The organism is Kaistella sp. SH40-3, assembly GCF_030686865.1.
GTDB lineage: Bacteria > Bacteroidota > Bacteroidia > Flavobacteriales > Weeksellaceae > Kaistella.
The window spans coordinates 132,820-156,538 of record NZ_JAQYUS010000007.1 but is presented as its reverse complement, the minus strand read 5'-3'; the positions used below and the strand labels follow the sequence as shown (position 1 = coordinate 156,538).

At 34.3% G+C, this 23,719-nt stretch carries 23 protein-coding genes and 1 riboswitch; of the genes, 9 read left to right on the top strand and 14 right to left on the bottom strand.

Annotated features, from left to right (window positions below):
* Nucleotides 1-5: 5 nt before the first annotated feature.
* The 12 genes from PUH65_RS12160 to PUH65_RS12105 all read right to left on the bottom strand — a co-directional run bounded on the left by PUH65_RS12160 (nt 6) and on the right by PUH65_RS12105 (nt 11,783).
* Entirely contained in the window at nt 6-239 is a 234-nt protein-coding gene (locus PUH65_RS12160; RefSeq protein WP_305520268.1) for a hypothetical protein, read from the bottom strand.
* A 238-nt stretch (nt 240-477) separates the two neighbouring features.
* Nucleotides 478-2,139 carry an ATP-binding protein gene (locus tag PUH65_RS12155; RefSeq protein WP_305520267.1) on the bottom strand — a complete coding sequence of 554 codons (1,662 nt, stop codon included), beginning with the start codon at nt 2,137-2,139 and terminating at the stop codon, nt 478-480.
* 99 nt (nt 2,140-2,238) lie between these two features.
* Nucleotides 2,239-2,397, bottom strand: coding sequence for a hypothetical protein (locus PUH65_RS12150; RefSeq protein WP_305520266.1), 159 nt, complete (start codon nt 2,395-2,397; stop codon nt 2,239-2,241).
* 652 nt (nt 2,398-3,049) lie between these two features.
* On the bottom strand, nt 3,050-3,688 hold the full coding sequence (locus PUH65_RS12145) for a helix-turn-helix domain-containing protein (protein ID WP_305520265.1): 639 nt from the start codon (nt 3,686-3,688) through the stop codon (nt 3,050-3,052).
* Nucleotides 3,685-4,566, bottom strand: a complete 882-nt coding sequence (locus PUH65_RS12140) for a toprim domain-containing protein (RefSeq protein WP_305520264.1) — start codon at nt 4,564-4,566, stop codon at nt 3,685-3,687. The genes PUH65_RS12145 and PUH65_RS12140 overlap by 4 nt, the downstream gene beginning before the upstream one ends.
* Nucleotides 4,567-4,782: 216 nt before the next feature.
* The gene (locus PUH65_RS12135; protein WP_305520263.1) at nt 4,783-6,021 is read right to left on the bottom strand and encodes a primase-helicase family protein; all 1,239 of its coding nucleotides are present in this window, start codon (nt 6,019-6,021) and stop codon (nt 4,783-4,785) included.
* Nucleotides 6,018-6,395: a helix-turn-helix domain-containing protein gene (locus tag PUH65_RS12130; RefSeq protein WP_305520262.1), complete on the bottom strand. Its 378-nt coding sequence runs from the start codon at nt 6,393-6,395 to the stop codon at nt 6,018-6,020. Before PUH65_RS12130 ends, PUH65_RS12135 begins: the two co-directional genes overlap by 4 nt.
* A 112-nt stretch (nt 6,396-6,507) precedes the next feature.
* Nucleotides 6,508-7,299 (bottom strand): hypothetical protein, encoded by a 792-nt coding sequence (locus PUH65_RS12125; protein WP_305520261.1) that lies wholly within the window; start codon nt 7,297-7,299, stop codon nt 6,508-6,510.
* Between the two features lies 1 nt (nt 7,300).
* The gene (locus PUH65_RS12120) at nt 7,301-8,542 is read right to left on the bottom strand and encodes a site-specific integrase (protein WP_305520260.1); all 1,242 of its coding nucleotides are present in this window, start codon (nt 8,540-8,542) and stop codon (nt 7,301-7,303) included.
* Nucleotides 8,539-9,108, bottom strand: coding sequence for a helix-turn-helix domain-containing protein (locus PUH65_RS12115; protein ID WP_305520259.1), 570 nt, complete (start codon nt 9,106-9,108; stop codon nt 8,539-8,541). The genes PUH65_RS12120 and PUH65_RS12115 overlap by 4 nt, the downstream gene beginning before the upstream one ends.
* A 231-nt stretch (nt 9,109-9,339) precedes the next feature.
* On the bottom strand, nt 9,340-11,235 hold the full coding sequence (gene dnaK / locus PUH65_RS12110) for a molecular chaperone DnaK (RefSeq protein WP_305520258.1): 1,896 nt from the start codon (nt 11,233-11,235) through the stop codon (nt 9,340-9,342).
* 161 nt (nt 11,236-11,396) lie between these two features.
* Nucleotides 11,397-11,783 (bottom strand): c-type cytochrome, encoded by a 387-nt coding sequence (locus PUH65_RS12105; RefSeq protein ID WP_305520257.1) that lies wholly within the window; start codon nt 11,781-11,783, stop codon nt 11,397-11,399.
* 136 nt (nt 11,784-11,919) lie between these two features.
* Here PUH65_RS12105 and PUH65_RS12100 point away from each other — a divergent pair, with 136 nt between their 5' ends.
* The 8 genes from PUH65_RS12100 to PUH65_RS12065 all read left to right on the top strand — a co-directional run bounded on the left by PUH65_RS12100 (nt 11,920) and on the right by PUH65_RS12065 (nt 19,247).
* Nucleotides 11,920-12,423, top strand: a complete 504-nt coding sequence (locus PUH65_RS12100; protein ID WP_305520256.1) for a c-type cytochrome — start codon at nt 11,920-11,922, stop codon at nt 12,421-12,423.
* 85 nt (nt 12,424-12,508) lie between these two features.
* A complete protein-coding gene (gene nosZ / locus PUH65_RS12095; RefSeq protein ID WP_305520255.1) occupies nt 12,509-14,503 on the top strand; it encodes a Sec-dependent nitrous-oxide reductase in 1,995 nt (664 codons plus the stop codon).
* A 149-nt stretch (nt 14,504-14,652) separates the two neighbouring features.
* The gene (locus PUH65_RS12090; RefSeq protein WP_305520254.1) at nt 14,653-15,240 is read left to right on the top strand and encodes a hypothetical protein; all 588 of its coding nucleotides are present in this window, start codon (nt 14,653-14,655) and stop codon (nt 15,238-15,240) included.
* 34 nt (nt 15,241-15,274) lie between these two features.
* Entirely contained in the window at nt 15,275-15,682 is a 408-nt protein-coding gene (locus PUH65_RS12085; protein WP_305520253.1) for a nitrous oxide reductase accessory protein NosL, read from the top strand.
* A 46-nt stretch (nt 15,683-15,728) separates the two neighbouring features.
* A complete protein-coding gene (locus tag PUH65_RS12080) occupies nt 15,729-16,967 on the top strand; it encodes a nitrous oxide reductase family maturation protein NosD (RefSeq protein WP_305520252.1) in 1,239 nt (412 codons plus the stop codon).
* 84 nt (nt 16,968-17,051) lie between these two features.
* Nucleotides 17,052-17,765: an ABC transporter ATP-binding protein gene (locus PUH65_RS12075; protein ID WP_305520251.1), complete on the top strand. Its 714-nt coding sequence runs from the start codon at nt 17,052-17,054 to the stop codon at nt 17,763-17,765.
* Nucleotides 17,762-18,529, top strand: a complete 768-nt coding sequence (locus PUH65_RS12070; protein WP_305520250.1) for an ABC transporter permease subunit — start codon at nt 17,762-17,764, stop codon at nt 18,527-18,529. Before PUH65_RS12075 ends, PUH65_RS12070 begins: the two co-directional genes overlap by 4 nt.
* Nucleotides 18,530-18,695: 166 nt before the next feature.
* Entirely contained in the window at nt 18,696-19,247 is a 552-nt protein-coding gene (locus PUH65_RS12065) for a fasciclin domain-containing protein (protein WP_305520249.1), read from the top strand.
* A 217-nt stretch (nt 19,248-19,464) separates the two neighbouring features.
* On the opposite strand, the gene PUH65_RS12060 is transcribed toward PUH65_RS12065, so the two are convergent.
* Both PUH65_RS12060 and PUH65_RS12055 read right to left on the bottom strand, forming a co-directional pair.
* Nucleotides 19,465-20,676, bottom strand: a complete 1,212-nt coding sequence (locus tag PUH65_RS12060) for a hypothetical protein (protein WP_305520248.1) — start codon at nt 20,674-20,676, stop codon at nt 19,465-19,467.
* A 51-nt stretch (nt 20,677-20,727) separates the two neighbouring features.
* Nucleotides 20,728-21,330 (bottom strand): Crp/Fnr family transcriptional regulator, encoded by a 603-nt coding sequence (locus tag PUH65_RS12055; protein WP_305520247.1) that lies wholly within the window; start codon nt 21,328-21,330, stop codon nt 20,728-20,730.
* Between the two features lie 142 nt (nt 21,331-21,472).
* Here PUH65_RS12055 and ppk1 point away from each other — a divergent pair, with 142 nt between their 5' ends.
* A complete protein-coding gene (gene ppk1 / locus PUH65_RS12050) occupies nt 21,473-23,542 on the top strand; it encodes a polyphosphate kinase 1 (RefSeq protein ID WP_305520246.1) in 2,070 nt (689 codons plus the stop codon).
* Nucleotides 23,519-23,712: riboswitch (cobalamin riboswitch) on the top strand. (Overlaps the previous gene by 24 nt.)
* Nucleotides 23,713-23,719 lie beyond the last annotated feature (7 nt).

Below are 23,719 nucleotides of genomic sequence, written 5' to 3'. Positions count from 1 at the left end.
CTAGCCTATCTTATTTTTGTCCAAGTTCTACCTTCCGTGACGGATCGAAATTTCCCGTTTGAAGTTTTCGCAAAAACAATTTTACCTTTCGTTCCCAATTCAAAAAACTCTCCTGTTTCATTTGATCCGTCAAAAATGATTTGCCAAGAAATCCCGGCATTATCCGAACTTATTAACTGAAATCGATTTTCAGCTGGGATTTTGATGAGTTTAATTCCAATGTAAATAACTTGTGACATGCTTGCAATTTTTAAATTTGATTTATCGTATTCTAAATATTATCGCTACAATAATTGATAATGGGACCAGCATCAAAAATGTAAAAAATACGAGAAGGATTACTTTGATAAATTTTAAACCTGCATTTTCTCGTGACTTTGGAAGCAACATTTTCCAGGTCAATGTTCTTTCTTGAATTAACTGCTCAGTGGGAATTTTTTCAAAAAAGATTTTAACTATTTTTTTTTATTTGTGTTTTTAGAATCCAATTTTGCGTTTCTCTTCACCAGTCCATTTTTCATTTTTGCACAAACCTTCGATGTCTGTAAAATTCAAAATATCACCTTGCATAATTTCCTGCATCGCACATTTTCGGGCGATATTTTCCATTTCGCCACCTGAGAATTTGAATTTTTCGGCGAGAATTTGACTTTCCTTTTTAGAGAGAATAGGGAGTTTTTCCTGCCAAATTTTAGCAGAGTTTTCTGTAGATGATTGCTCGAATTTCACTTTAAATAAAAATCTTCGCTCAAAAGCAGCATCCATATTTTCGACAAGATTTGTGGTGGCGAATAGAATTCCGTCGAAAGTTTCCATTTCTTCCAGGATTATATTTTGAATCGCATTTTCGGTGTCGGCAACATTGGAACTTCCTGCAGATTTTCGTTTACCGATGATTGCATCTGCTTCATTAAAAAGTAAAATAGGACAAAGTTCCTCGTTGCGTTTCATCTCATCATATTCAGTAAAAATTTTCTTCACTAATTTCTGACTTTCACCAAACCACATGCTTTTGGTTTCGGAAATATCTACCTTAAAAATATTCCGGCCCGAATTTTTTGCTAGTTGATAAACGCTTTCTGTTTTTCCAGTGCCGGGAACGCCATGAAGAATTACTGTAATTCCGATCGGCATGGTCTTTTCTTTCAAACGTCGCTGCATTTCTGTAAATTTATCATCCTGCAAAACATTTGAGATCTGTTGCAGCTGAGTATTTTCATCCGCATTATAAAAAAGCTTTTTTGTTGAAATATCTTTTGCTCTGATCAATTTTGAATCGTCTTTAGAAATATCGTCAATTAGCAGATCTTCATTATCCTTTAGAAAATCGACGACTTTTTTAGTCAATTTGGCCTTATTCCGATCCTGAAAATTTTCTTTTGAAATTTCTATTAAATTGAATTTTGAAAGTTTAGTTTCTTTGTTGATAATTAATTTTTGAAATTTCATTGCCTGACTTTTTCGGTTAAAATACTCATTTATAGTAATCTGTATGTGGGTATAAAAATCATTGTCGCCATATTGAATAGCATCCCAGATCGTATCTAAAAAGAAATAAGTTTCGAAAGCATTGAGCTGGTAATTTTTGATTTCACGAAATATAGGCAGGTCTAAATTTTCATCACACAGAGTCGAAATATATTCTCTGAAATCGTAAGGACTAATTAATCCTTCGTTCAACTGATCACTTTTTTTATCGAAGTCTTCGAGCAGATCTACGAAGTTTTTTTCATCTGAAGATTCTTCTATTTTAGCATATTTAATAACTTCATTTTTAGAAATACTATTGATGATATTTTGGGAAAGTTCAAAACTGGAAATTTGCCGTTTACGAGCATTTTTATTCATCAAAAGATTTCTACAGTACAACATCTCAATGGCTTCTCTATATTTCAGAACCTGGAATTTAGTTAAGCCAAAATGCTCAAAAACATCTGTAAAATCGCTATTTTCAAACCAAAGAACAAATGCATTTGCAAACAAAACCGTTTCAATTTCATTAAGTTGCAAATATTTTGAAAGCAAATTGATTTCATTTTCTACAACCTCAAAAAGCGGTTGCCGAAGTTTGCTATCTTTAGAAAATTGGTAAATACTCTCGATGCATTCCATTGCGTTGAAATTCTCTTTTGTCTCCATATTCTTTTGTTTTAGAATACAAAGATGAAAATTGACTACGCCAATTTAAGTCGTAAATGAGAATTCAAAACTTTTTTTTGAGAACTATTATTGAATTCTTTACAGTTTCGGAACGGAAGGAACTGCCATGAGTTCTTTTCCTCCTTTTGAAATTTCAAACTGGTAATTGATATTTACGAATTGCTTTCTATATACATTAGTGTAATCGCTAATTGTAAGTATTAAAATCATTTTCTTTACTCCAATTGATAATCGCATAATTAATAATGATTTAACTATAAAAATAAAAGCAAGTGAAAATTTTTTCTTTTAAAGATTATCTGCATTATATGCTTTGATATCGGTCATCGACATCAAAATTTCAGGTGATTAGTATACTGAAAATGTCCAGTTTATTAACTAATAAACTGGACATTTGTATATGATATTAAATTTAGCGGTAATCTAAATGCATAACGATTATCTCTCAGACTTTTTCGCGTCAATACCATCCTTGAATCTCAAAAAAATCTCCAGTTTTTTTAGTTCGACTTTTGATCCACAGTTACATTAGTTTTGTGTTTTTTGTAGAGGTTTTATAACAGTTTTATCGAAGATTTTTTCCTTCAGAAGCAACTCCCTTTCATATTTCTGATTTAATTTGACAAAGAAAATCATATAAATTTTGGGATTTAAAATTTCGCAAATGCACACCTTTTATTTCGATAAACAATATAAACCTGAGTAAAATAAATACAATAAAAACGAGTTCCAAAGTTTTTTCACCCTTTTCGAAGAAGAGGCAAGAGAGTCTTTGGTAGTATAAAATGTAAATTTTGTATGCACAAAGACACATCTTGCTAGTACTTTTTTCAGAATTAAGAAATTTTATTTAGTCTACTTTATTTTAGTCTGGTTGCAATTACTTATTTTAGTCTACTTTCGGTCTTTTGATATTTGGAATTTTCAGTGCAGATTTGTTTTGCAAAGAACTATGGGATTCAAACATTATCATATTTTTTTCAACAACAGCTCTCCAATCTAAGATTGGTTTTCCGATGGCATTTTTCCAATCCGCTTTTGCCCATTTATTAAATTTCTCAATCAATACATCATCTAATTTTTCGGAATAATTTGGTAACGTTTTGGAAAATTTCATAAACTGTTGTAGTGTCGGATATCGGGAAAATGAACTATTTGCAATAATTTTTGGTTCTGGAACTAGATATAATTCTTCAATCGAAATTTCTTTTGTCTCAACTATTTTCGGAATTTCTTTGGGTAATTCATTTTCATTCAAAACGAAACGATTCGGGAAACCAGGATTTCTGTTATAATCTAAAATCCCCAATTGTTTTAGTTTATTTTTCGCTGTAATTACCGTTTGTCTGGAAAGTCCAAGTTCTCTTGCCATCTCGTAATCCGACAGTACAATTTCCTTTTGAAGTTCTTCGCATTTGTAAAGTATAAATGTAAAAACAGCAATTGTATTTGAGCCAATTTTGTTCTTAGAATTTAATTCAAAAATTTTTTGAAATAAAGTTGCCGAAAAAAAATTAATATTTTTCATCTTTTAAATGTTGATTGATATTGAATTTTAACATTATTTGGGTTTCCATGAATCAACCAATCATTTAAATCCTTAAAATCGGAATACAAAACCCGGCAATCTTCTGCTTCATTATTTTCATTTTTAATGATTTCAACGGCTCGATTTCCGGCTTCGTCATTGTCAAAATAGAGATGTATTTTTTCATAAGTTTCAAGGGAATTTTTAATCTTATTTATCATTGAAACTGAATTCAAAATCATGTAATCTGAAGGTTCATTTTCTAACGATTCTTCAATATTTTTATAGGAGAGAAAATCAAAAAACCCTTCAAAAACCAGAAGCGATTTTGAGTTATTTTTTATGGTGGTAATGTCTTTTTTACCAAGACAAATTTTAGAATAAGCGTTCCGAATTTCATAACCATCGGAATCATTTTTGAACCCGATTCCAAAATATTTCTTGTCGTTCATTTGATAATGAATTTCCTGAATCAAGTGTTTTTGACGTTCCACTTTTCTGCTTTTTAAATATTGAACTAATGCAGGATGCTGAATATCTTTCACCTCTACTATTTCATAAGTTTTGGGAAGGTTGAATAATTTATAATTACCCGATTGCTGGTGAAAAGAAGAAAAATTCTGGTTTTCTGCCCAATTCAAAACTTCAGATATTGAAGCGTTTAAATATTTTTTCATCAGATCGATATTGTTTCCACCGATCCCTTCTGAAAATAAATACCAACAATTGAGGTTTTTATTTATTTTAAAAGAGGCATCGTTTTCGATGGAAAAAGGATTCAGAAACCATGCTTCTTTTTCATTTTGTTTTGTGGGAAAATGTCCAAATGATTGCAGGACTACTTCCACCGATATTTTATTAAATTGTGTACAGTTCATTGCGGTAAAGTTTAGGGGTTGAGTTTTGGTAAAAGTTTGATGAATTGATGAGGAAGCGCTGTATTTAATTGTATATCATCTAGGTATATACAAATGCTCATCGTCTCATCAAACTTCAATTTATTTGCTCATCAATCTCTCATCAAAAAACAGTGTTTTTAAATTTGATGAGTACTTTGATGAGATGTAATTCATTGATTTTCTTTTCATTATCAATTATCTCATCATTTCATCAAATTTTTGAGAAATAAAATTTCTTTTTATCGTAAAATAGCGTCCAAGTTTATTTTGCTGAAAAAAACTTCCGCCATAATCCATGTCGTATTTGATGTAAGCCAAAGAATTTTGTTGCGGTTCGAGTTTCCAGATTTCTTTTAATAATTTTCGCACATCATTGATTGTCCAGTAACTGCTTTTAAACATTTTGTTCAGCATATTCAATATATCTTGGGGAACTGCATTTATTTCCGGGTCTTCTACACTTTCAAAAAATTCAAACAGTAATTCAATTATCCGGGATTCAAGTTTGTTATTATTTTTCCAGACTAATTTTTGCAAGGCAGTGGTTCTAAGTTCTGTGTGGGTAAACCACATTCTTGTTTTCTTCTGGCTGTGAAATGGTCTTTGTACCAAGAAGTTTAAGAAGTAAGGAATTTCAGCATTAAGATCGCGCAGGAATTCTGTTCGTTCAGATTTGATCGGTTTAATTTTTAGAATCCAGAAGCGCACTTCGTTTTCATCGATCTGAATAAAATTATCTTCGTTATTGGAACAAAGAATAAACTTCGCAAAAAAATCAACTTCTTCCCGGTCTTTACCTTTCGCTTCTTTTTTATCTTTGTCTGTGGTGGAAAGATATTTTAATCGTTCGGTGATCTCTTTTTTATCGAAGAAGACTTCATCAATTGCCACAATTAACATTGAGGTCCAATCTGCGTTAAACTGACTTCCAAATGAATCTCCTTTGATGTAAGTCATATTCAATCCAAAAATACATTTGAGCCATTTTATAAATGTTGTTTTTCCGGTAACCCTTTCTTTACTGACAAGACATAGAATGGGTAGAATTTGCGTGGGATATAGAAGTAATATTTTTAAATAGTCCAATCCTAATTCTATTTGTTCACCAAAAATATGATGCATAAAATCCAGGGAAAAAGGAATTTTTTCTTTAATTGATTGGAGGTCTACCTTTTCACCATCTGGTTGACAAGGTATTTCATTGTACATATTATAAAACCCCTCTACTACTTTTTGATAATTTAAATGGCTTGGAATACAGCAGAAGCCATCATATTTTGGAACTCCTGAAACATAAGTTTTGCCATGGTCGGTAATAATAGTTTCCCGATTCCAGCGGACTAATATTGAAATTTTATCTCCTGAAATCAATGGCTTTTCAATAGTTTTGTAGTAGGAAGTTCCTACTCTTAAATAAGGGACTTCTGTGTTCATGATTTAGATTTTAGATTAAATTCTGCTGAAGTTTTTCTAAAATTCTTTTTGAAATCTGCAGTTGCTTCAGATTCAATTTCCTGTAACGTTTTTTTCCTTCCTTTAGAAATCCAGTCTAAGAGTTCGTCCTCAAAAAAATAAAGTTTCTTCCCATTTTTGTAGCAAGGAATCAATCTTTTCCGCACAAGAGTATAAACTGTAGGTTTGGCTTTTCCGATAATTTGGCAGGCTTCCGTTATATCTATTGGAATTCTTTTTTGAGGAACTTGCTGTGGCTGCTTTACTTCGACCAAAAGTTTTATTATAGAAATTTCGTTGACCAGATGCGCCACTGCTTTTGGTAGATTTTCAAATGAGATTTCATTACTCTCCATAACTGTTGTTTTTGATTGTTATGGTGCAAAGAAAAAAAGTGATTCCTCTGTGATGGCCGTAAACACGCAATCACAGAGGAATCACTTAAAATACACTTCGTTTTGTGATTTTTTATATCTTTTGGTAGTCTGTCAGGTTTTCTTGAATTTTTATAATGCCTCTTTTAGGTTCATCTTTCAAATGGGATTTGATACTTTCCAAATCAATATCATCAAGCGAAACGAAAACATTTTTTAATAATTTTGAAACCTCTTCCTGTTTTATAGGTCTGAAATGATTCCAGATATTCCAGCCGAAATGATAAAGGTCTAGATTTGTTAAGTCCTTTGTGTAAATGGAAATATTATTATGAATATCTTCTTTTACTGAATATAAATTTACGGCGTCGCAAAGTGAATCAAGATCTTCATCCTTTAAATATAATGCAAATTGATTTCGAGTGTAATCTACAGCGACTTGCAATTTCTCACTTTCAATCTGTTGCTTTTGCTGAAGTTGGGTTTTTCTTATAGACTCAAGATTTATCCTTTCCATTGTTTGCTCCTCAATATTTTCCTTTGAATCTTCAATTAACTGATTTGCTGTATTGTCATCAATTATTTTTCTTTGCGCAATTGTAATATTCTCATGATTTTTAGTCGGAATAAAATCTACAGTAGAATTTGTGGAATTATTCTTTTTGCGAAATATTTTTCTAAATCCAACAATTATGACATCAAGAAACAAAATGATAATCGCATAAAATAAAATACTTAATGCTGTAATTGACCAAAATACAATATTTGCGGTATACTCATCACCACCTTTACCAATAAAAGAGATTCTTGCTAACGCTCCCACGACTACACATACCACCAGGACCGAAAGGTAAATAACAATATATTCAAAATATTTCAAATTCATTTTATAAATTTTTTAAATGAATAGCCGTCGAAGCTTTGTTTTTCTTTTCATCAACAACCTTTGCATAAACCTGCGTAGTTTTTACGTTCGTATGACCAAGCATTTTACTTACCGTATAAATATCAGTTCCGCTTGAAAGCTGAAGTGTAGCAAAAGTGTGTCTAAAATTATGAAATGTTATTTTTTTGGTAATTCCAGCACTTTCAATCCACTTCTTAAGTGGTCGGGAAATCCAAGCCGGATTAGTCAGATTTTTAAAAATCAAATCATTTGGAAGACCTACTTCACCACAAAGCTGTAATGCTTGTTTAGACATCGGCATATATTCTACACCTTTTGTCTTTTTTTGAGTAAAATTTATTTTTGCCTGATCGTTTTCAATACTTATTTCGTTCCACGTTAGTTTCTTAATATCGGAATGTCGCAGACCTGTTAAGGCTGAAAAAAGTGCTGCACGTTTAAGAACTTCAAGTTCACACGGCGTTTCAACTAAAGTATTAAGTTCATCAAGTGTTAAATATTCTCGTCTTGATTCCTCGTGCGGAATCGCTTTTATTTTAGCAGAAATATCAGTCGTAAAATATCCATCAATAAAAGCTTGTTTCAATGCAGCTTTGAAAACAGAAAAATAAGTTGAAGCCGTATTTTGAGAAATAATATCTTGCTTATTGCTACCACTTTTTGCAGTCAACAAATATGATTTAAAGTTTTCACAAAATTTAGTATCAATTTGCGAAAACATAATTTTTTCGCCTCCAAAATCTTTTAGAAATTCTATCGAACGATACCAATTTACTTGAATGGATTCGGAATTGTTTTTATGTCGTTTACTTACGAGCAACTCAAAATATCTCACAAAATTATCCTGCGATTTTTCTTTCTGTTCCGCCTGAATCAAGTCAATCTCGTTGTAAAGTTCAAAATTATCATATTCCCGTTGTCTCAATTTCCGCATTGAATCTGCGTAAAGCATAGCTTCCCGATCATTTTCGCTTTTACAAACGATAATACCATTGTCATCTCTTTTAGGTTTGAATGAAACGGATTCTTGGGTTGTTCTTGCAGGTCTTTTCTTATCAAAATCTACGGTTGTGACACTTCGGTTCAAATATTCCCGGATTCTCTGAACTTTATCTTTACCAGGAATCATCACAGGATAACTTTCCAAATAAATAAACCATTCTTTTCGGAATTCGGCTTTTCGCAATCGTACGGTAACTTTGGTTTTTAATAACTCTTTCATTTTCCGTCAAAAATTTTATCTATTAAATTTTTAGGTACATAAACGAAACTTCCAACTTTCTTGGTCGGAATTTTGTTTCTTTTAATTAAATTATTTACAGTTCCCGGATCAGCACGGTATTTTGCACTAATTTCTGAAATTGTATAACAATTACCAACTTCGAAATTGGGTTTTTCAGGAATTTCCTTCGGCTTATCTGGTATTTCAATTGTTGTAAACATTTGTTCTATATCAATTTTACTTACACGAGTAAGCCGCTCTCCCAAATTGATGGCAGGTATTTTTTTACTTTTAATTAATCTGTGAATGGTATTTTTTGAAATTCCAAAAAGCATTTCCGCTTCACTGACAGATATATAAGGTCGTGTTTGCAATTCAGCAATTTTAGAAACTGAGTTTTCTAACAGTGTTTTTTTTGCTTCGATTTCTTTTGCCAATTGTTTTTGCCTTTTTCCCAATTTTTCCGAGCAATACTTACTGCAAAATCTGGTGGCAACTGTTTTTGCTTCAAATGGCTTCTCACAAAATTCACAAAGTCTCGGTATTTTAAGATTACTGAAGCCCATAATTCAATTATTTTAAATTTAAAAAGCAAATTAGATTATTTAAGGTACTATTAGAGTCACATTATCCGTTATTAAGATGCGGTACAAGTAAGATACAAAAATACGATAAAAATTGATTAAAATCGACTATTATTGAAAAATGTTAAAAACAAAAAAAAATCGCTGTAAACATTACGTTTACAGCGATCTACTACTTTATTTCAATCGATGTTAATCGATGATAATTGCTAATTACTTGACTTCTTCGAAATCAGCATCCTGAACATCTTCTGTTCCTGCTGCTCCTGGATTTCCTTGCGCTTGATCAGCACCTGGCTGTCCTTGGTTTCCTGCCGCATACATTTCTTCGGAAGCCGCCATCCATGCTGCGTCTAATGCTTCTGTTTTTGTTTTTACGCTGTCCAAATCTTTTGCTTCAAAAGCAGTTTTCAATTCTGCGTGCGCAGTTTCGATAGCGGCTTTTTTGTCAGCTGATAATTTGTCACCAAATTCTTTCAATTGTTTTTCAGTTTGGAAAATCAATCCGTCGGCTTTGTTGAAAACTTCTACTTCTTCTTTTTTCTTCGCATCTGAGGCTGCATTTTCTTCAGCTTCACGTTTCATTTTTGCGATTTCTTCTTCAGAAAGTCCTGAACTCGCCTGAATTTTAATAGACTGCTCTTTTCCTGTTCCTTTATCTTTTGCAGAAACACTCAAGATTCCGTTTGCATCAATATCAAAGGTCACTTCGATCTGAGGAACTCCTCTTTGTGCTGGTGGAATGTCTGTCAAGTCAAATCTTCCGATTTCTTTGTTATCATTAAACATTGGTCTTTCTCCCTGTCCTACTCTAATAGAAACTGCAGGCTGGTTATCACTTGCGGTAGAGAACACCTCTGATTTTTTAGTTGGAATGGTTGTGTTAGCCTCAATCAATTTAGTAAACACAGAACCCATTGTTTCAATTCCTAATGAAAGTGGCGTTACATCTAATAAAAGAACGTCTTTTACATCACCAGTTAAAACTCCACCTTGAATCGCAGCTCCTAATGCTACAACCTCATCTGGATTCACTCCTTTTGAAGGGGTTTTACCGAAGAATTTTTCTACTTCTTCCTGAATAATTGGGATTCTGGTAGAACCACCAACCAAGATTACTTCATCAATATCTGAAACAGAAAGACCTGCATCTGAAAGCGCTTTTTTACAAGGCTCCATTGAACGTCTTACCAAGTCCACTGCTAATTGTTCGAATTTCGCTTTAGTTAAAGTTTTAACCAAGTGTTTCGGTCCTGTTGCAGTTGCTGTAATATAAGGAAGGTTGATTTCTGTTTGAGAAGAAGAAGACAATTCGATTTTTGCTTTCTCTGCGGCTTCTTTCAATCTTTGTAATGCGATTGGGTCTCCTTTTAAGTCAACACCTTCTTCAGATTTGAATTCGTCTGCCAACCAGTTAATGATAACATCATCAAAATCATCACCACCTAAGTGCGTATCACCATTTGTTGATAATACTTCGAATACTCCGTCTCCTAAATCAAGAATTGAAACGTCAAAAGTACCACCACCTAAATCGTATACTGCGATTTTTTGATCTTTATGACTTTTATCTAAACCATAAGCCAAAGCTGCTGCAGTAGGCTCATTGATAATTCTTTCTACTTTCAAACCAGCGATTTCACCCGCTTCTTTAGTTGCCTGTCTTTGGGCATCATTAAAGTACGCTGGAACTGTAATTACCGCTCTAGTTACTTCCTGACCTAAATAATCTTCAGCAGTTTTCTTCATTTTCTGAAGAATCATTGCAGAAATTTCTTGAGGCGTATATTCTCTGTCGTCGATTTTTACTTTTGCAGTATCGTTTGGTCCAGCTACCACTTTATAAGGTACTCTAGAAACTTCGGATGCATCATCTTTAAAGTGAGTTCCGATAAATCTTTTAATAGAGAATACCGTTTTAGTTGGATTGGTTACTGCCTGTCTTTTTGCAGGATCACCCACTTTTCTTTCTCCATCTTCTGTAAACGCTACGATAGAAGGAGTTGTTCTTTTACCTTCTGCGTTAGGGATAACTACAGGATCTTTACCTTCCATTACCGCAACGCATGAATTGGTTGTACCTAAGTCAATTCCAATTATTTTGCTCATTTTATTTATATTTTATTATTATTAAAGTTAATTTTTACAGTCAGATCTTCTCCAATTTTATACCACCAATTAATTTATGACAAATTGACAGATTTGATTTTATAAAAAACAAAAAAGACACCTTATAATAAGATGTCTTTGTCTTGTTTAAAAATAGATTTTTATTTTTTAAGAGTCAAAATATATTCTACCATTTTCTTTGCATTTTCTTTGCTCATTCCGGCGTGCGGAGTCATTGGAATCTCTCCCCATGCACCTTTACCACCCTCAATGATTTTATTTGCAAGCATTTCCACATCAGCCTCAGTATATTTATCTGCAACCTCTTGGTAAGATGGGCCCACAACTCTAGCATCCACTTTATGACAAGTTAAACAATCTGCTCCTTCGATGAGTGCCAAACCTTCATGTTTACCTGCTGCTGCCGAATCAACAGTCTTCACAACGGGTTCTTCCAGCATCACATTGGTATCCATATCCGGATTGGTTTCTTTTTTACTACACGAAACTACTGCGATTGCTGCGCAGATAACAAGATACTTTTTCATTTGATTTCTAATTTAAAACGTTTATTATTTAACACTACAAATTTCACGATAATTATCATACGACAGTTATGACTGTAGTCATATTTATAATTAGACAAAGAGTAGTACTTTTGAGCATACAAAAATAATAAAAATAATGAAAACATTAAAAACTATTGCGCTAGCAACATTGGCACTTGCATTAATCTCATGCGGAGGAGACAAACAAACTGATTCAATCCCGGCAGGTTCTACAGACGCTGCGGCAACCACTGCAGGCGAAAGTTCAGCAGATATGGAAGCAAATGCGGCAAAGTATGACCCTAACAGAGGACTTGGTAAACACGAAAATGTAGACGTAAGTAAATTTGATCCTGCAATGGCAGCCGCTGGTAAAAAAATTGCAGACGTAAAATGTACTTCTTGTCACAAACCGACAGATGAAAAATTAGTTGGCCCAGGTTGGTTAGGTGTTACTAAAAGACAAACTCCAGAGTGGATTATGAACTTTATTTCTAATCCTGATCCAATGATTGATGTGGATCCTGAATTACAAAAACAACTTGAACTTTGTTTGGTTAGAATGCCAAATCAAGGACTAAGTGATACAGACGCAAGAGAGGTTCTTGAATACATGAGAGAAATCGACGGCGCGAAATAATGATCTACCCGATGAATGGTAGGCTAGCATAAATTTACCATTCATCATTTTTCTACCTTTCCCGAGAAAGAATAATTTAATATATATGAAGACTTACAAAAAAATTGGACTCGCAGCTTTTGCTGCGGTGAGTATCGTTGCATGTAAACCTAAAGGAACACAAACTGCTGTTTCTGGTGATGCAGCCGAGAAAGTGTATGTTGCTCCAGGAAAACATGACGAGGTTTACAACTTCGTTAGTGGTGGTTTCAATGGACAAATTAGTGTGGTTGGACTACCAAGTGGTAGAACCTTGAAAATCGTTCCTGTATTCTCTGTACACCCAGAAAATGGCTACGGCTTCAGTGAAGAAACAAAACCAATGCTTGAAACTTCTCACGGATTCGTACCATGGGATGACCAACACCACCTTGCATTATCGCAAACAAAAGGAGAAATTGACGGCAGATATTTATTTGCTAATGCCAATAACACTCCACGTGTTGCGAAGATTGACTTGAAAACGTTCACAACTACAGAGATTATTGAGATTCCAAACTCTGCAGGAAATCACTCTTCACCTTTCTTAACAGAAAATACGGAGTATGTTGTTGCAGGAACTCGTTTCGCTGTTCCAGCCGATGGAGGTGGAGACGTTCCAATTGAATCTTTTAAAGAAAACTTCAAAGGTTACCTTTCTTTCATCGGAATTAATAAAGAAGATGGAAAAATGGACATTACGTTCCAAATTGAAGCGCCAGGTTTTAACTTTGACTTGTCACACGCAGGGAAAGGAAAATCTCACGGGTGGTTCTTCTTCTCTTGCTACAACTCTGAACAAGCAAACACCCTTCTAGAAGTAAATGCTTCTCAAAATGAGAAAGACTTTATTATGGCAGTGAACTGGAAAAAAGCAGAGGAATATTTGAAAGCTGGTAAAGCTAGAAAAATGGCAGTAGAATATGCTCATAATACTTATGATGAAGCTACGCATATGGCGAAATCTGAAATTTTAAAAGAAGTATCTGTACTTTCTGCTAAAGAATTAAAGGACATCTGTTATTTAATTCCTTGTCCAAAATCTCCACACGGTTGTGATATTGATCCAACAGGAGAATATATTATTGGTTCTGGAAAATTAGCCGCTTTAATTCCTGTTTTCAGTTTTGATAAATTAATGAAAGCTATTGAAAAGAAAGATTTCTCTGGTGAATTTGATGGAATTCCAATTCTTAAATATGAATCAGTATTACACGGTGAAGTTCAAAAACCAGGTTTAGGACCACTGCACACTGAGTTCGACGGAAAAGGAAATGCGTACACCTCCATGTTCGTTTCTTCAGAAATCGTTAAATGGGACATTAAAACTTGTAAAGTTCTAGACAGACAGCCGACTTTCTATTCTACAGGTCACCTTATGGTTGTAGGAGGAGATACTGCTAAACCTTACGGAAAATATTTAGTAGCTTATAATAAAATTACTAAAGATAGATATTTACCAACGGGTCCAGAACTTGCGCAATCTGCACAATTATTTGACATTAGTGGTGATAAAATGAAACTTCTTTTAGATTTCCCAACTATTGGTGAGCCGCATTACGCACAGGCAGGTCCGGCAGAATTGTTTACTAAAAACCAGGTGAAATTCTATAAACTGGAAGATAACAAACACCCATACGTAACCAAAGGTGAAGCCGAAAGCAAAGTGGTTAGAGAAGGAAATAAAGTTCATGTTTATATGACTTCTATCCGTTCTCACTTTGCTCCAGATAACATCGAAGGTGTAAAAGTAGGTGACGAAGTTTATTTCCACGTAACTAACCTAGAACAAGACTGGGATGTTCCTCATGGATTCGCAATCAAAGGTGCACAAAATGCCGAACTCCTGATCATGCCGGGTGAAACCAGTACGCTGAAATGGGTTCCATTGAAAGCAGGAATGTATCCGATGTATTGTACAGATTTCTGTTCTGCTTTACACCAAGAGATGCAGGGATATGTAAGGGTATCACCAGCAGGCAGCAACACTCCACTTATTTATTCATTGAATAATAAAAAGGACAACGCTCAAAGCCCAGTAAAACAAGGTGAAACGAAGTAAATTATTTTAATTAAAGGGCAGTTTTCACTGCCCTTTTTCTTTTTATGATTGATATCATTTTGTAACAAACATTACAAAAGAAAACCAGCAAAGTCATTAACTTTACTAGACCAATCATTAAAGAAATAAGCACCTTAAAAAAAATCAAAATGAAAACAAACGCAATACAAAAATGGAGCAAAGTACTTCTAATCCTTTTGGGCATCGGATTAATCGTCTCGATTTTTGTTCCCATCTGGTCCATCTTTCTGAATGCTCCGCAATATCCGGAAGGTCTTGCCATGTACATTCACTCCAATAAAGTATCTGGAGAATACTCGATTATTAATGGCTTGAACCATTATATCGGAATGAAAGAAATACACGCCGATGAATTTTGGGAATTTACAATATTGCCTTACGCACTGGGAATTTTCGCGATTTTGTGTTTCCTCGCCGCGTTCCTTAACAGCAGAAAAATTCTTTATACCTTAACAGGTGTTTATCTACTCTTCGGTGTAGGATTCGTATTCGATTTCTGGAGATGGTTATACGACTACGGTCACAACCTTAACCCTCAAGCAGCGATTATCGTACCCGGAATGTCTTATCAACCGCCGTTACTTGGTTACAAGCAGTTGCTTAATTTTGAAGTATGGTCTTATCCAAATATTGGTGGTGGCATTATGATTGCGACTGGCGTTATTTTGATTATCTTAGCATTTGTGGAATTTAAAATTGCTAAAAAGACAGCGTAAGAGTCCACTCTTAAATATTTAAAAAATTATTATTATGAAATTATTTGGTAGATTGCTTTTGGCAATTGGTATGTTTACTTTAGTATCATGTTCAGAAACCACACCGCAAGAAATTGCAGTTGGTAAAGATCAGTGCGAGAATTGTAAAATGACCATTACGGAGCCAAAATACGCCACTCAATTAATTACTCAAAAAGGTAGGCTTTATAAGTTTGATGACATCAGTTGTATGAATGATTACGAAACTTCTAATTCAGAAGCAATCGGAGCAGGAAAAACTTATGTAGCAGATTTCCCAAGCGGAAAATTCATTGAAGCAAAAACAGCGACTTTAATTAAAGGTGGACAAATTAAAAGTCCGATGGGTGGCAATACACAGGCATACCAAGATAAGGCAACAGCTGAAAAAGCAGCAACTGAATTACAAGCAACGATACAATAATTAAATGCAAACTCGCAGTCGTCTTCGATTGAAGTGAGTATGGAATATGAAAAATAAAATTTTTTACTTTCTGTTTTTAGTTTTACCGATTTTCGCGTTTTCCGCAGTATTGAATGTTGGTAAAAACGAACAGTATAAAACCATAAAATCAGCTATCGCCGCAGCAAAAAGCGGCGATACTATTTTTGTTCAAAAAGGAATTTATCAAGAGGGAACTATCGACCTCACAAAATCATTAACGTTGATCGGAATCGACAGACCGGTTATCGATGGAAATCTTAAAGGCGAAATCATGACCTTCAAAGCAGATGATATTGTTTTAAAAGGTTTTAAATTAATCAATAGCGGTCGGGATGAAATCCGCAGTATTGCTGCCGTACATATTTACACTAGCGCAGATTCGGTCATCGACAATAATATTTTCGAAAACAATCATTTCGGAATTTATGTTCAAAGAGGTTTACGGATTTTAATCAGCAATAATAAAATCACCACCAATCGCGGTACTTCCGAAGAAAATATTGGTGATGGAATTCATCTTTTGGGAAGCCGTGAAATTTGGGTGAAAAACAATTACATCAGCGGACACAAAGATGGCATTTACCTTGAAAAAAATTCAAAATGTTTCATTTTCCGCAATCTGTCTCGACATAATCTGCGCTACGGTTTGCACTTTATGTTTTCTAATGACAGCGTCTATACCGGAAATGTTTTTGATAATAATGAAGCCGGAGTTGCCGTAATGTATGCGATGAATGTGAGTATGTACCACAACAAATTCATCAACAATTGGGGAGATAGTGTGTACGGACTTTTATTGAAGGAAATATCCTACAGTCAGATTAAAGGAAATACTTTCCAGAATAACACCACCGCAATCTTTGCAGACGGCGCTACCAAAATAGATTTCTTAAATAACGATTTCGAAAACAACGGCTGGGCGATTAAGATTAACGCAAACTGTATGGAGAATAAAGTCATCAGAAATAACTTTGTTAATAATACTTTTGACGTAAGCACAAATGGCTCTGTGGTGATGAACGATTTTCGGTTTAACTATTGGGACAAATATGAAGGTTACGATTTGAACAAAGATAAAATCGGCGACGTTCCTTTTCATCCTTTAAGTTTATATTCCGTACTGGTTGAGCAAAATCCATCGGTAATGCTGCTGTTCAGAAGTTTCTTGGTCGATATGCTGGATCGTACAGAAAAAATAATCCCCAGTTTAACTCCAGAAAGTTTTGTTGACGATCAGCCACTGATGAAACCCGTGAAAATTTAAAAGTTACCCGCAGTATTTTTAATTAAAGTTCTGCTTCAATAAAATTTTATGAAAGTTGATGTTGACAATTAACATCTTAATGATATGATTGAAATTCAAAATTTAACAAAAAAATTCAATAAGTTCACTGCACTCGACGGAGTTGATCTTTCCTTTCAGAATGGTCATTCTATCGCTTTAATCGGACCAAACGGTTGCGGAAAAACCACCATGATTAAATGCATTCTCGGTTTAAACGTGGTTGAAGATGGTGATATATTAGTGGATGGTAAAAGTGTAAAAGAGGATTACAAATACCGAGAAATCATCGGTTACATGCCACAAATCGGTAGGTATCCGGAAAATATGACCATCGAAGAAACCATCAAGATGATCAAAGATACCCGCAAAAACAGTGGTGACAATTTAGATACTGAATTGTTGAAAGCCTTTGAACTGGAAAACATTTACGATAAAAAAATGCGTACGCTTTCCGGCGGAACTACGCAGAAAGTAAGTGCAGTACTCGCTTTTCTTTTTAACCCTAAAGTTATTATTCTTGATGAACCTACGGCTGGACTTGATCCACTCGCCACAGAAATTTTGAAAAATAAAATCATCAAAGAAAAAAACAAAGGAAAACTCATCATCATCACCTCTCACCTTTTGAGTGAACTCGATGATATCATCACTGAAATTGTTTTCATGAACGAAGGCAAAGTGGTCGTACATCAATCGGTTGAAGATCTACAAAAAGAAACCAATACTACAAAAATTTCCGATGGGATTATTTCTATTTTAAAAGCAATGAAAAAATGAACAAAATAGCACGCTTTATCTTATTTGATATTTTAAAAAACAAAATCGTGATTTTTTATACGATTTTGCTTTTCATTATTTCCTGGTCGGTTTTGGGACTCGATAATAATTACACCAAAGCCACCCTTAGTTTACTGAATGTTGTATTGCTCGTTGTTCCACTAGTAAGCATTATTTTTTCTACTATTTACGTGTACAACAGCAGCCAATTTATCGAGTTGCTTTTGAGTCAGCCTGTGCCAAGATCCAAGGTTTGGTTCAATCTTTTTTTAGGACTTTCTACGGCTTTAATATTAGCGTTTTTAATAGGTTGCGGAATTCCGATCTTATTATATTCTTCGATAGAAACTGGCGCATCTTTACTCATAACAGGCGTTTTTCTCTCGATTATATTTTCCTCATTAGCAATGCTTGCCGCGATCTTTAGTAGAGACAGAGCAAAAGGAATCGGTATTTCTATTTTTATCTGGATGTTTTTTGCAATCATCTATGATGGAATTTTACTGGTCTTAATGTTCCAGTTCGCCGATTATCCGATTGAAGGAATTATGGCAACCGTTGCGGCAATAAATCCGATTGGGTTATCGCGTATTTTTGTATTGCTTCAATTAGATGTTGCTGCGATGTTAGGACAAGCAGGCGCCATTTTCAGACAGGTATTCGGTTCTGGCGGAGGAATGGTAATTTCAATTATTATTTTAACGATTTGGACTTTAGTTCCTTTTTTATGGTCACTCATTATGTTTAATAAAAAAGACCTTTAATTTATTTAAAGCACCTAATTGCAGAACTGACATAACTCACCTAATTAGTTGTTAAATATGTGATTACAGTCATACCACTACTTCGATTTTTCACCTTAATTTTATAGTAGAATTAAAAGACCGATTACTGAATTATATTTAGAAATTAACAAATAAAAAAGATACTATGAAAAAATCAATCATGATCCTTGCAGTGGTCGCGCTTAGTTTCTCCTCTTGCACCAAGAATGAATCTCCGGCAATAACTGAAACCGCTAGTACAGAAAATTTAGGAGCCGGCCAAGAAGCAGTAAAAGATGATGATAGCGCTCCAGATATTGTAAAACTGGCAGTAAGCAATCCAGATTTATCTACTTTGGTTAAAGGAGTACAAGCAGCAGGATTAGCAACTTCACTAAGCAACGCAGGACCGTTTACTGTTTTCGCACCTACCAATGAGGCTTTTGCTAAATTACCGGCAGGAACTTTAGAAGATTTACTAAAACCAGAAAATGTAGACAAGTTAAATGACATCCTAAGTCACCACACATACGTTGGAGTTATTAAAACCGACCAACTTACAGACGGACAATCATTAGGAATGGTAGACGGAACGCCAATTAGTATTAAAATGGTTAACGGTAAACCAGTAGTAAATGGTACGGTAAATATCATTGCTTCAGTTCCAGCATCAAACGGAATTGTACACGTTGTTGATAGTGTAATTCTACCAAACTAAAAGAAAGAGTAATAATTTAGATTTAATGTTTTGAACACTTCTGGGAATTGATTCCCGGAAGTGTTTTTTTTTGCCTACTTCTACTTTAAACAAAAGGAGATAATCGATAATCAGCAGCACGGTAAACAGTGCCCAACTTAATTCTACCGAATAAAAGCGGAATAATTTAGATGTATGTTGTGAACACTTCAGGGACTTGATTGCCGGAAGTGTTTTTTTATGCTTTCTTCTTTAAACTCAAGAAAATAACCAATAAAGAAATCATCATTAATAATGAAACTGCTAAGAGAATTTCTGGTGTAAAAGGAATAGAAATATATTTGATGGAGAAAACCCCCATCAATCCAAGAACGGCTTCATTTAAGAAGATTCCTAAGAGTAATAGTCTAAGTCCATTAACAACTGGCTTGGTCATTTTGAAAACATTGACAGCCAAAATTTGATTAATAAGGAAAGCCGAAACACACATTAATAAAATTAAATGCAAATAAGCAATCACCACATTTCTAAATCCAAAAGCGAACTGACTTAATACCGGCACATTGGATCCCAGTTGTAATAGGATTTTAACGAAAAAAGCAAATCCGACATACATTAAAACAAATCGTTGAAGTGCTGAGAAATTGAGCACCAATTTCGCCCAGTTTCTCTTTACCATCAAATAAATTTTTACTGCGCCAATCGTTTGTGCGATGGAGCCGAATATAATTACTACGAAGATCCACATCGGTAATTTCATCCAAAGAATAGAAAGTCCGAAGCCAATCACACAGCCAACAAACATGAGCCAGAAAATCATTTTGTTTTCCTTTTCAGAAATTTCTGAGCCAATTTCCTTTAAGGAATGAATTAGAAATCCGATACAACTAAAAATAAAAAATCCGTTGTACTGAAAATGAAGATAATAATAAGTGGATGCCAAATATAAGTTCTGCGTCATATTTCCTGAGGACATCATATAACTGAGTCCAAATACGCCAACCGAAGAAATTACCGAGAAAAATAAACCTCCTATAAACCAAGGTTTTGACAGATCCTTTTTGCCTTTTAAATCATTTAATAAGAAAAAGAAGAAGACAAAACTCGTAAGCAGCGCCGCCGTAGACGCCGCAATGGAAGCCCAATAATAGCCATTATAAATAAAACTCGGAATCATAGCAAAAGCCGATACAGCGTTCACAATGAGCAAAGTATGATATTTCTTTAACTGTTGTTCGGTAAGAAAACCATGTAAATACCGAATCATTAAAACATAAATAATCTGCGTAATCCAGCCATAGAAAGCGAAATGAGAATGCGCTTCCTGTACATGTTTCTGATCTACAATTGGTAATGAATAAGCAATTTTATAACGCATTAAAACGCCTAAAACAGCCACCAGGAAAAAATTAAACACTGAAAATCTTAACCAAAATACAATATTCTTCATGTTACAAAATTAGGTGCTGCGACAGGTTTTTATTTATGACTTGAATCATCTTTAAAGGAAAATTTTACCGTTTACGATCTCTAACTTTTCATCCTTTTCCATCTTTTTAATGGTTCGAATTACAGTCTCGATTCGTAAACCGGTCATATGAGAAATCTCTTTTCTTGTTACTGGAATCATTACTTTCTCGTGCACTACTCCACTTTCTCGCTTGATGTCTCTTAACTGATGCAGGATTCGCTCCTCTGGATTCAGCAAAACGATCTGTTTGAGTAAGAGACTTTTCTTGAGTGACTTCTGCGCAACTGAGGTTGCAAATTTGAACAGAAATTCGGGGTGTTCTTTTAAATACTGAATAAGGAGTTCCCTATTTAATTTTATGATATGCGCCTTATCAGAACATACCTCTACATTCCCAGGAATTGGTTGCCCTAAAAGAATTGCAGGCTCTGCAAAAAAATGACCACCTCTAACTTTGTGTTGTAGCAGTTCTTTACCTTTTTCTGTGAAATTAAAAACAGATAACTCGCCTTCTTTAAGGAAATAAAAAAACAAACAAATGTCGGCCTCATTCAAAACAATATCTCCTTTGTAAAATATTTTTTTTTCTGCTTTCGTTGTTTTCAATAAATCTTCATCGAGTATAAATTCCATTTTATTGTTTTGTTATTTCTCAAATATAGCAATTTTTTATAAAAAATTTAACAGTTTTATGATAAAATAAACTTTTTAGTCTCAGAGAATTCAGCAAAAAGGAACATTAAAATCACTATTTTTGAAAACATAATTATTCGAAATGTCAAATCAGTTTAACCCTCGAGATATCACTTGGCTTTCTTTCAACGAAAGAGTTTTACAAGAAGCTATGGATCAAAATGTTCCATTGCATCTGCGTATTCGTTTTCTGGGAATTTTCTCTAACAACTTAGATGAATTTTTCAGAGTTCGTGTGGCGGGTTTAAAACGAGCCATGGATTTTAAGGATAAATTTATTACCGAATCTTTTTATCAACCTCCTTCAAAGATTTTACAAAAGATCAATGAAGTTGTCATTAAACAACAACAGAATTTTGCAAAAACCTGGAAGAAAATTCAGGTTGAAATGGCAGATCAGCAAGTTTTCATTAAAACTGCAAAAAACTTAACTGCGGCCCAAAAGAAATTTGTTACCGCTTATTTTGATGAAGTGGTTGAAAGTAATGTGATTCCTATTTTGTTACATGACAATTCACCGATGCCCTATTTACGGGATAAATCTCTTTATTTAGGAGTGGCAATGCGTAAAAAAGAATTTCAATATGAAAGTAAATTTGCGATCATTGAAATTCCGTCCCGGATTCTGGGAAGGTTTGTCTTGCTGCCTTCTACTGATAAGAATGAAAAAAACGTGATGTTGTTAGAAGATGTGATCATCTTTAATTTACCGCATATTTTCTCTTATTTTGGTTATGAAGATTATGAAGCCCATTGTTTTAAAGTAACCAAAGATGCCGAATTCGACTTGGATAATGACATTAAAACCACTTTGGCAGAAAAAATTGAAAAAGGAATAAAATCACGACGTAAAGGAAAACCAACCCGTTTTGTTTTTGATAAAATGATGGACAAAGCGCTCCTGGAATTCTTGATCAAAAAACTTCATTTAACAAAAAAAGACAGCATCATTCCGGGTGGAAAAATTCATAATTTTCGACATTTTATGGAGTTTCCCGACGTCTTTGAAACGTATAAAAAACCGATTGAAAGAACTTCTTTTGATCATCATGAATTTAAAGGTAGAAGAGTGACAGACGTGATTCAAAAAACCGATGTTCTCTTAACTTTCCCTTACCATAATTATACGCCGGTCATCGATTTACTAAGAGAATCTGCGATGGATCCTGATGTGAAGTCGATTCAAATTACAGGTTATCGATTGGCGAGCAATTCCAAAATCATCAATGCTTTGATTAATGCGGTAAGAAATGGTAAAGAAGTGACGGTAATGCTGGAACTTCGTGCGAGATTTGATGAGGAAAATAATCTCAGATGGAAAGAAATCCTGGAACAGGAAGGCGTAAAAGTTTTAACCGGAATTCCGAATAAAAAAGTTCATGCAAAACTGTGCGTCATTAAAAAAAGAGTTCATAATAAAACGCTTCAGTACGGATTTGTAAGCACCGGAAACTTTAATGAGAAAACGGCGAAAATCTACGGCGACCATTTATTGATGACTTCTGACCGTGGAATTATGGCAGACATTAATAAAATTTTCAAAGTCTTACAAAAACCGAAAGATGACATTATGGACACTTTGAAATCTTGTAAAAACTTAGTGGTTTGTCCAAAATTTATGCGCGAAAAAATCATTGATCATATTGATGAAGAGATTAAAGAAGCCAAAGCCGGCAGAAAATCATTAATCATTATAAAAGTGAATTCACTGAGCGACCGGGAATTAATCACCAAACTGTATGACGCTGCAAAAGAAGGCGTTGTCATCAAACTCATCGTTCGTGGAATTTACTGCGCAATTAATCAAAAAGATTTTAAACAAAAAATAACTGCCATCAGTATTGTTGATGAATATTTAGAACATTCACGAGTGATGTATTTCTACGGTAAAGGGCAAGAGGATATTTATATTTCTTCGGCTGACTGGATGACGCGAAATCTGGATTACAGAATTGAAGCCGCGGCGAAAATCACTCAGAAAAATCTTAAAAAAGAAATCAAAGACCAACTTGAAATCCAGTTAAACGATAATGTAAAAGCCCGGATTTTAGATAAGAAATTAAGGAATGAATATGTTCAGGGTGATAAGAATCCGATCCGGTCACAAATTGAGACGTATCATTATTTAAAAAACAAATCGGTTTTAGATTAAACGAAATTACTATCTTTGCACTGCTTTTAGAAAAGGGAATTGTGTGCAAATCACAAACTGTCCCCGCAACTGTAAATCACCATTAGTGAAACTGCAATACAACCACTGAGCAATCGGGAAGGTGCAGTTTTGTGAAAGTCAGGAGACCTTACTACAAAGCATTAACATACAAAAATG

Bases quoted from the DNA above. Each gene is read 5' to 3' on its own strand.
- ppk1 (WP_305520246.1), top strand. From the start codon at position 21,473: ATGTCAAATCAGTTTAACCCTCGAGATATCACTTGGCTTTCTTTCAAC.
- PUH65_RS12075 (WP_305520251.1), top strand. From the start codon at position 17,052: ATGATTGAAATTCAAAATTTAACAAAAAAATTCAATAAGTTCACTGCA.
- PUH65_RS12065 (WP_305520249.1), top strand. From the start codon at position 18,696: ATGAAAAAATCAATCATGATCCTTGCAGTGGTCGCGCTTAGTTTCTCC.
- PUH65_RS12135 (WP_305520263.1), bottom strand. From the start codon at position 6,021: ATGAACACAGAAGTCCCTTATTTAAGAGTAGGAACTTCCTACTACAAA.
- PUH65_RS12145 (WP_305520265.1), bottom strand. From the start codon at position 3,688: ATGAAAAATATTAATTTTTTTTCGGCAACTTTATTTCAAAAAATTTTT.
- PUH65_RS12085 (WP_305520253.1), top strand. From the start codon at position 15,275: ATGAAATTATTTGGTAGATTGCTTTTGGCAATTGGTATGTTTACTTTA.
- PUH65_RS12155 (WP_305520267.1), bottom strand. From the start codon at position 2,139: ATGGAGACAAAAGAGAATTTCAACGCAATGGAATGCATCGAGAGTATT.
- PUH65_RS12070 (WP_305520250.1), top strand. From the start codon at position 17,762: ATGAACAAAATAGCACGCTTTATCTTATTTGATATTTTAAAAAACAAA.
- nosZ (WP_305520255.1), top strand. From the start codon at position 12,509: ATGAAGACTTACAAAAAAATTGGACTCGCAGCTTTTGCTGCGGTGAGT.
- dnaK (WP_305520258.1), bottom strand. From the start codon at position 11,235: ATGAGCAAAATAATTGGAATTGACTTAGGTACAACCAATTCATGCGTT.
- PUH65_RS12125 (WP_305520261.1), bottom strand. From the start codon at position 7,299: ATGAATTTGAAATATTTTGAATATATTGTTATTTACCTTTCGGTCCTG.
- PUH65_RS12160 (WP_305520268.1), bottom strand. From the start codon at position 239: ATGTCACAAGTTATTTACATTGGAATTAAACTCATCAAAATCCCAGCT.
- PUH65_RS12060 (WP_305520248.1), bottom strand. From the start codon at position 20,676: ATGAAGAATATTGTATTTTGGTTAAGATTTTCAGTGTTTAATTTTTTC.
- PUH65_RS12080 (WP_305520252.1), top strand. From the start codon at position 15,729: ATGAAAAATAAAATTTTTTACTTTCTGTTTTTAGTTTTACCGATTTTC.
- PUH65_RS12150 (WP_305520266.1), bottom strand. From the start codon at position 2,397: ATGCGATTATCAATTGGAGTAAAGAAAATGATTTTAATACTTACAATT.
- PUH65_RS12130 (WP_305520262.1), bottom strand. From the start codon at position 6,395: ATGGAGAGTAATGAAATCTCATTTGAAAATCTACCAAAAGCAGTGGCG.
- PUH65_RS12120 (WP_305520260.1), bottom strand. From the start codon at position 8,542: ATGAAAGAGTTATTAAAAACCAAAGTTACCGTACGATTGCGAAAAGCC.
- PUH65_RS12140 (WP_305520264.1), bottom strand. From the start codon at position 4,566: ATGAACTGTACACAATTTAATAAAATATCGGTGGAAGTAGTCCTGCAA.
- PUH65_RS12105 (WP_305520257.1), bottom strand. From the start codon at position 11,783: ATGAAAAAGTATCTTGTTATCTGCGCAGCAATCGCAGTAGTTTCGTGT.
- PUH65_RS12055 (WP_305520247.1), bottom strand. From the start codon at position 21,330: ATGGAATTTATACTCGATGAAGATTTATTGAAAACAACGAAAGCAGAA.
- PUH65_RS12115 (WP_305520259.1), bottom strand. From the start codon at position 9,108: ATGGGCTTCAGTAATCTTAAAATACCGAGACTTTGTGAATTTTGTGAG.
- PUH65_RS12100 (WP_305520256.1), top strand. From the start codon at position 11,920: ATGAAAACATTAAAAACTATTGCGCTAGCAACATTGGCACTTGCATTA.
- PUH65_RS12090 (WP_305520254.1), top strand. From the start codon at position 14,653: ATGAAAACAAACGCAATACAAAAATGGAGCAAAGTACTTCTAATCCTT.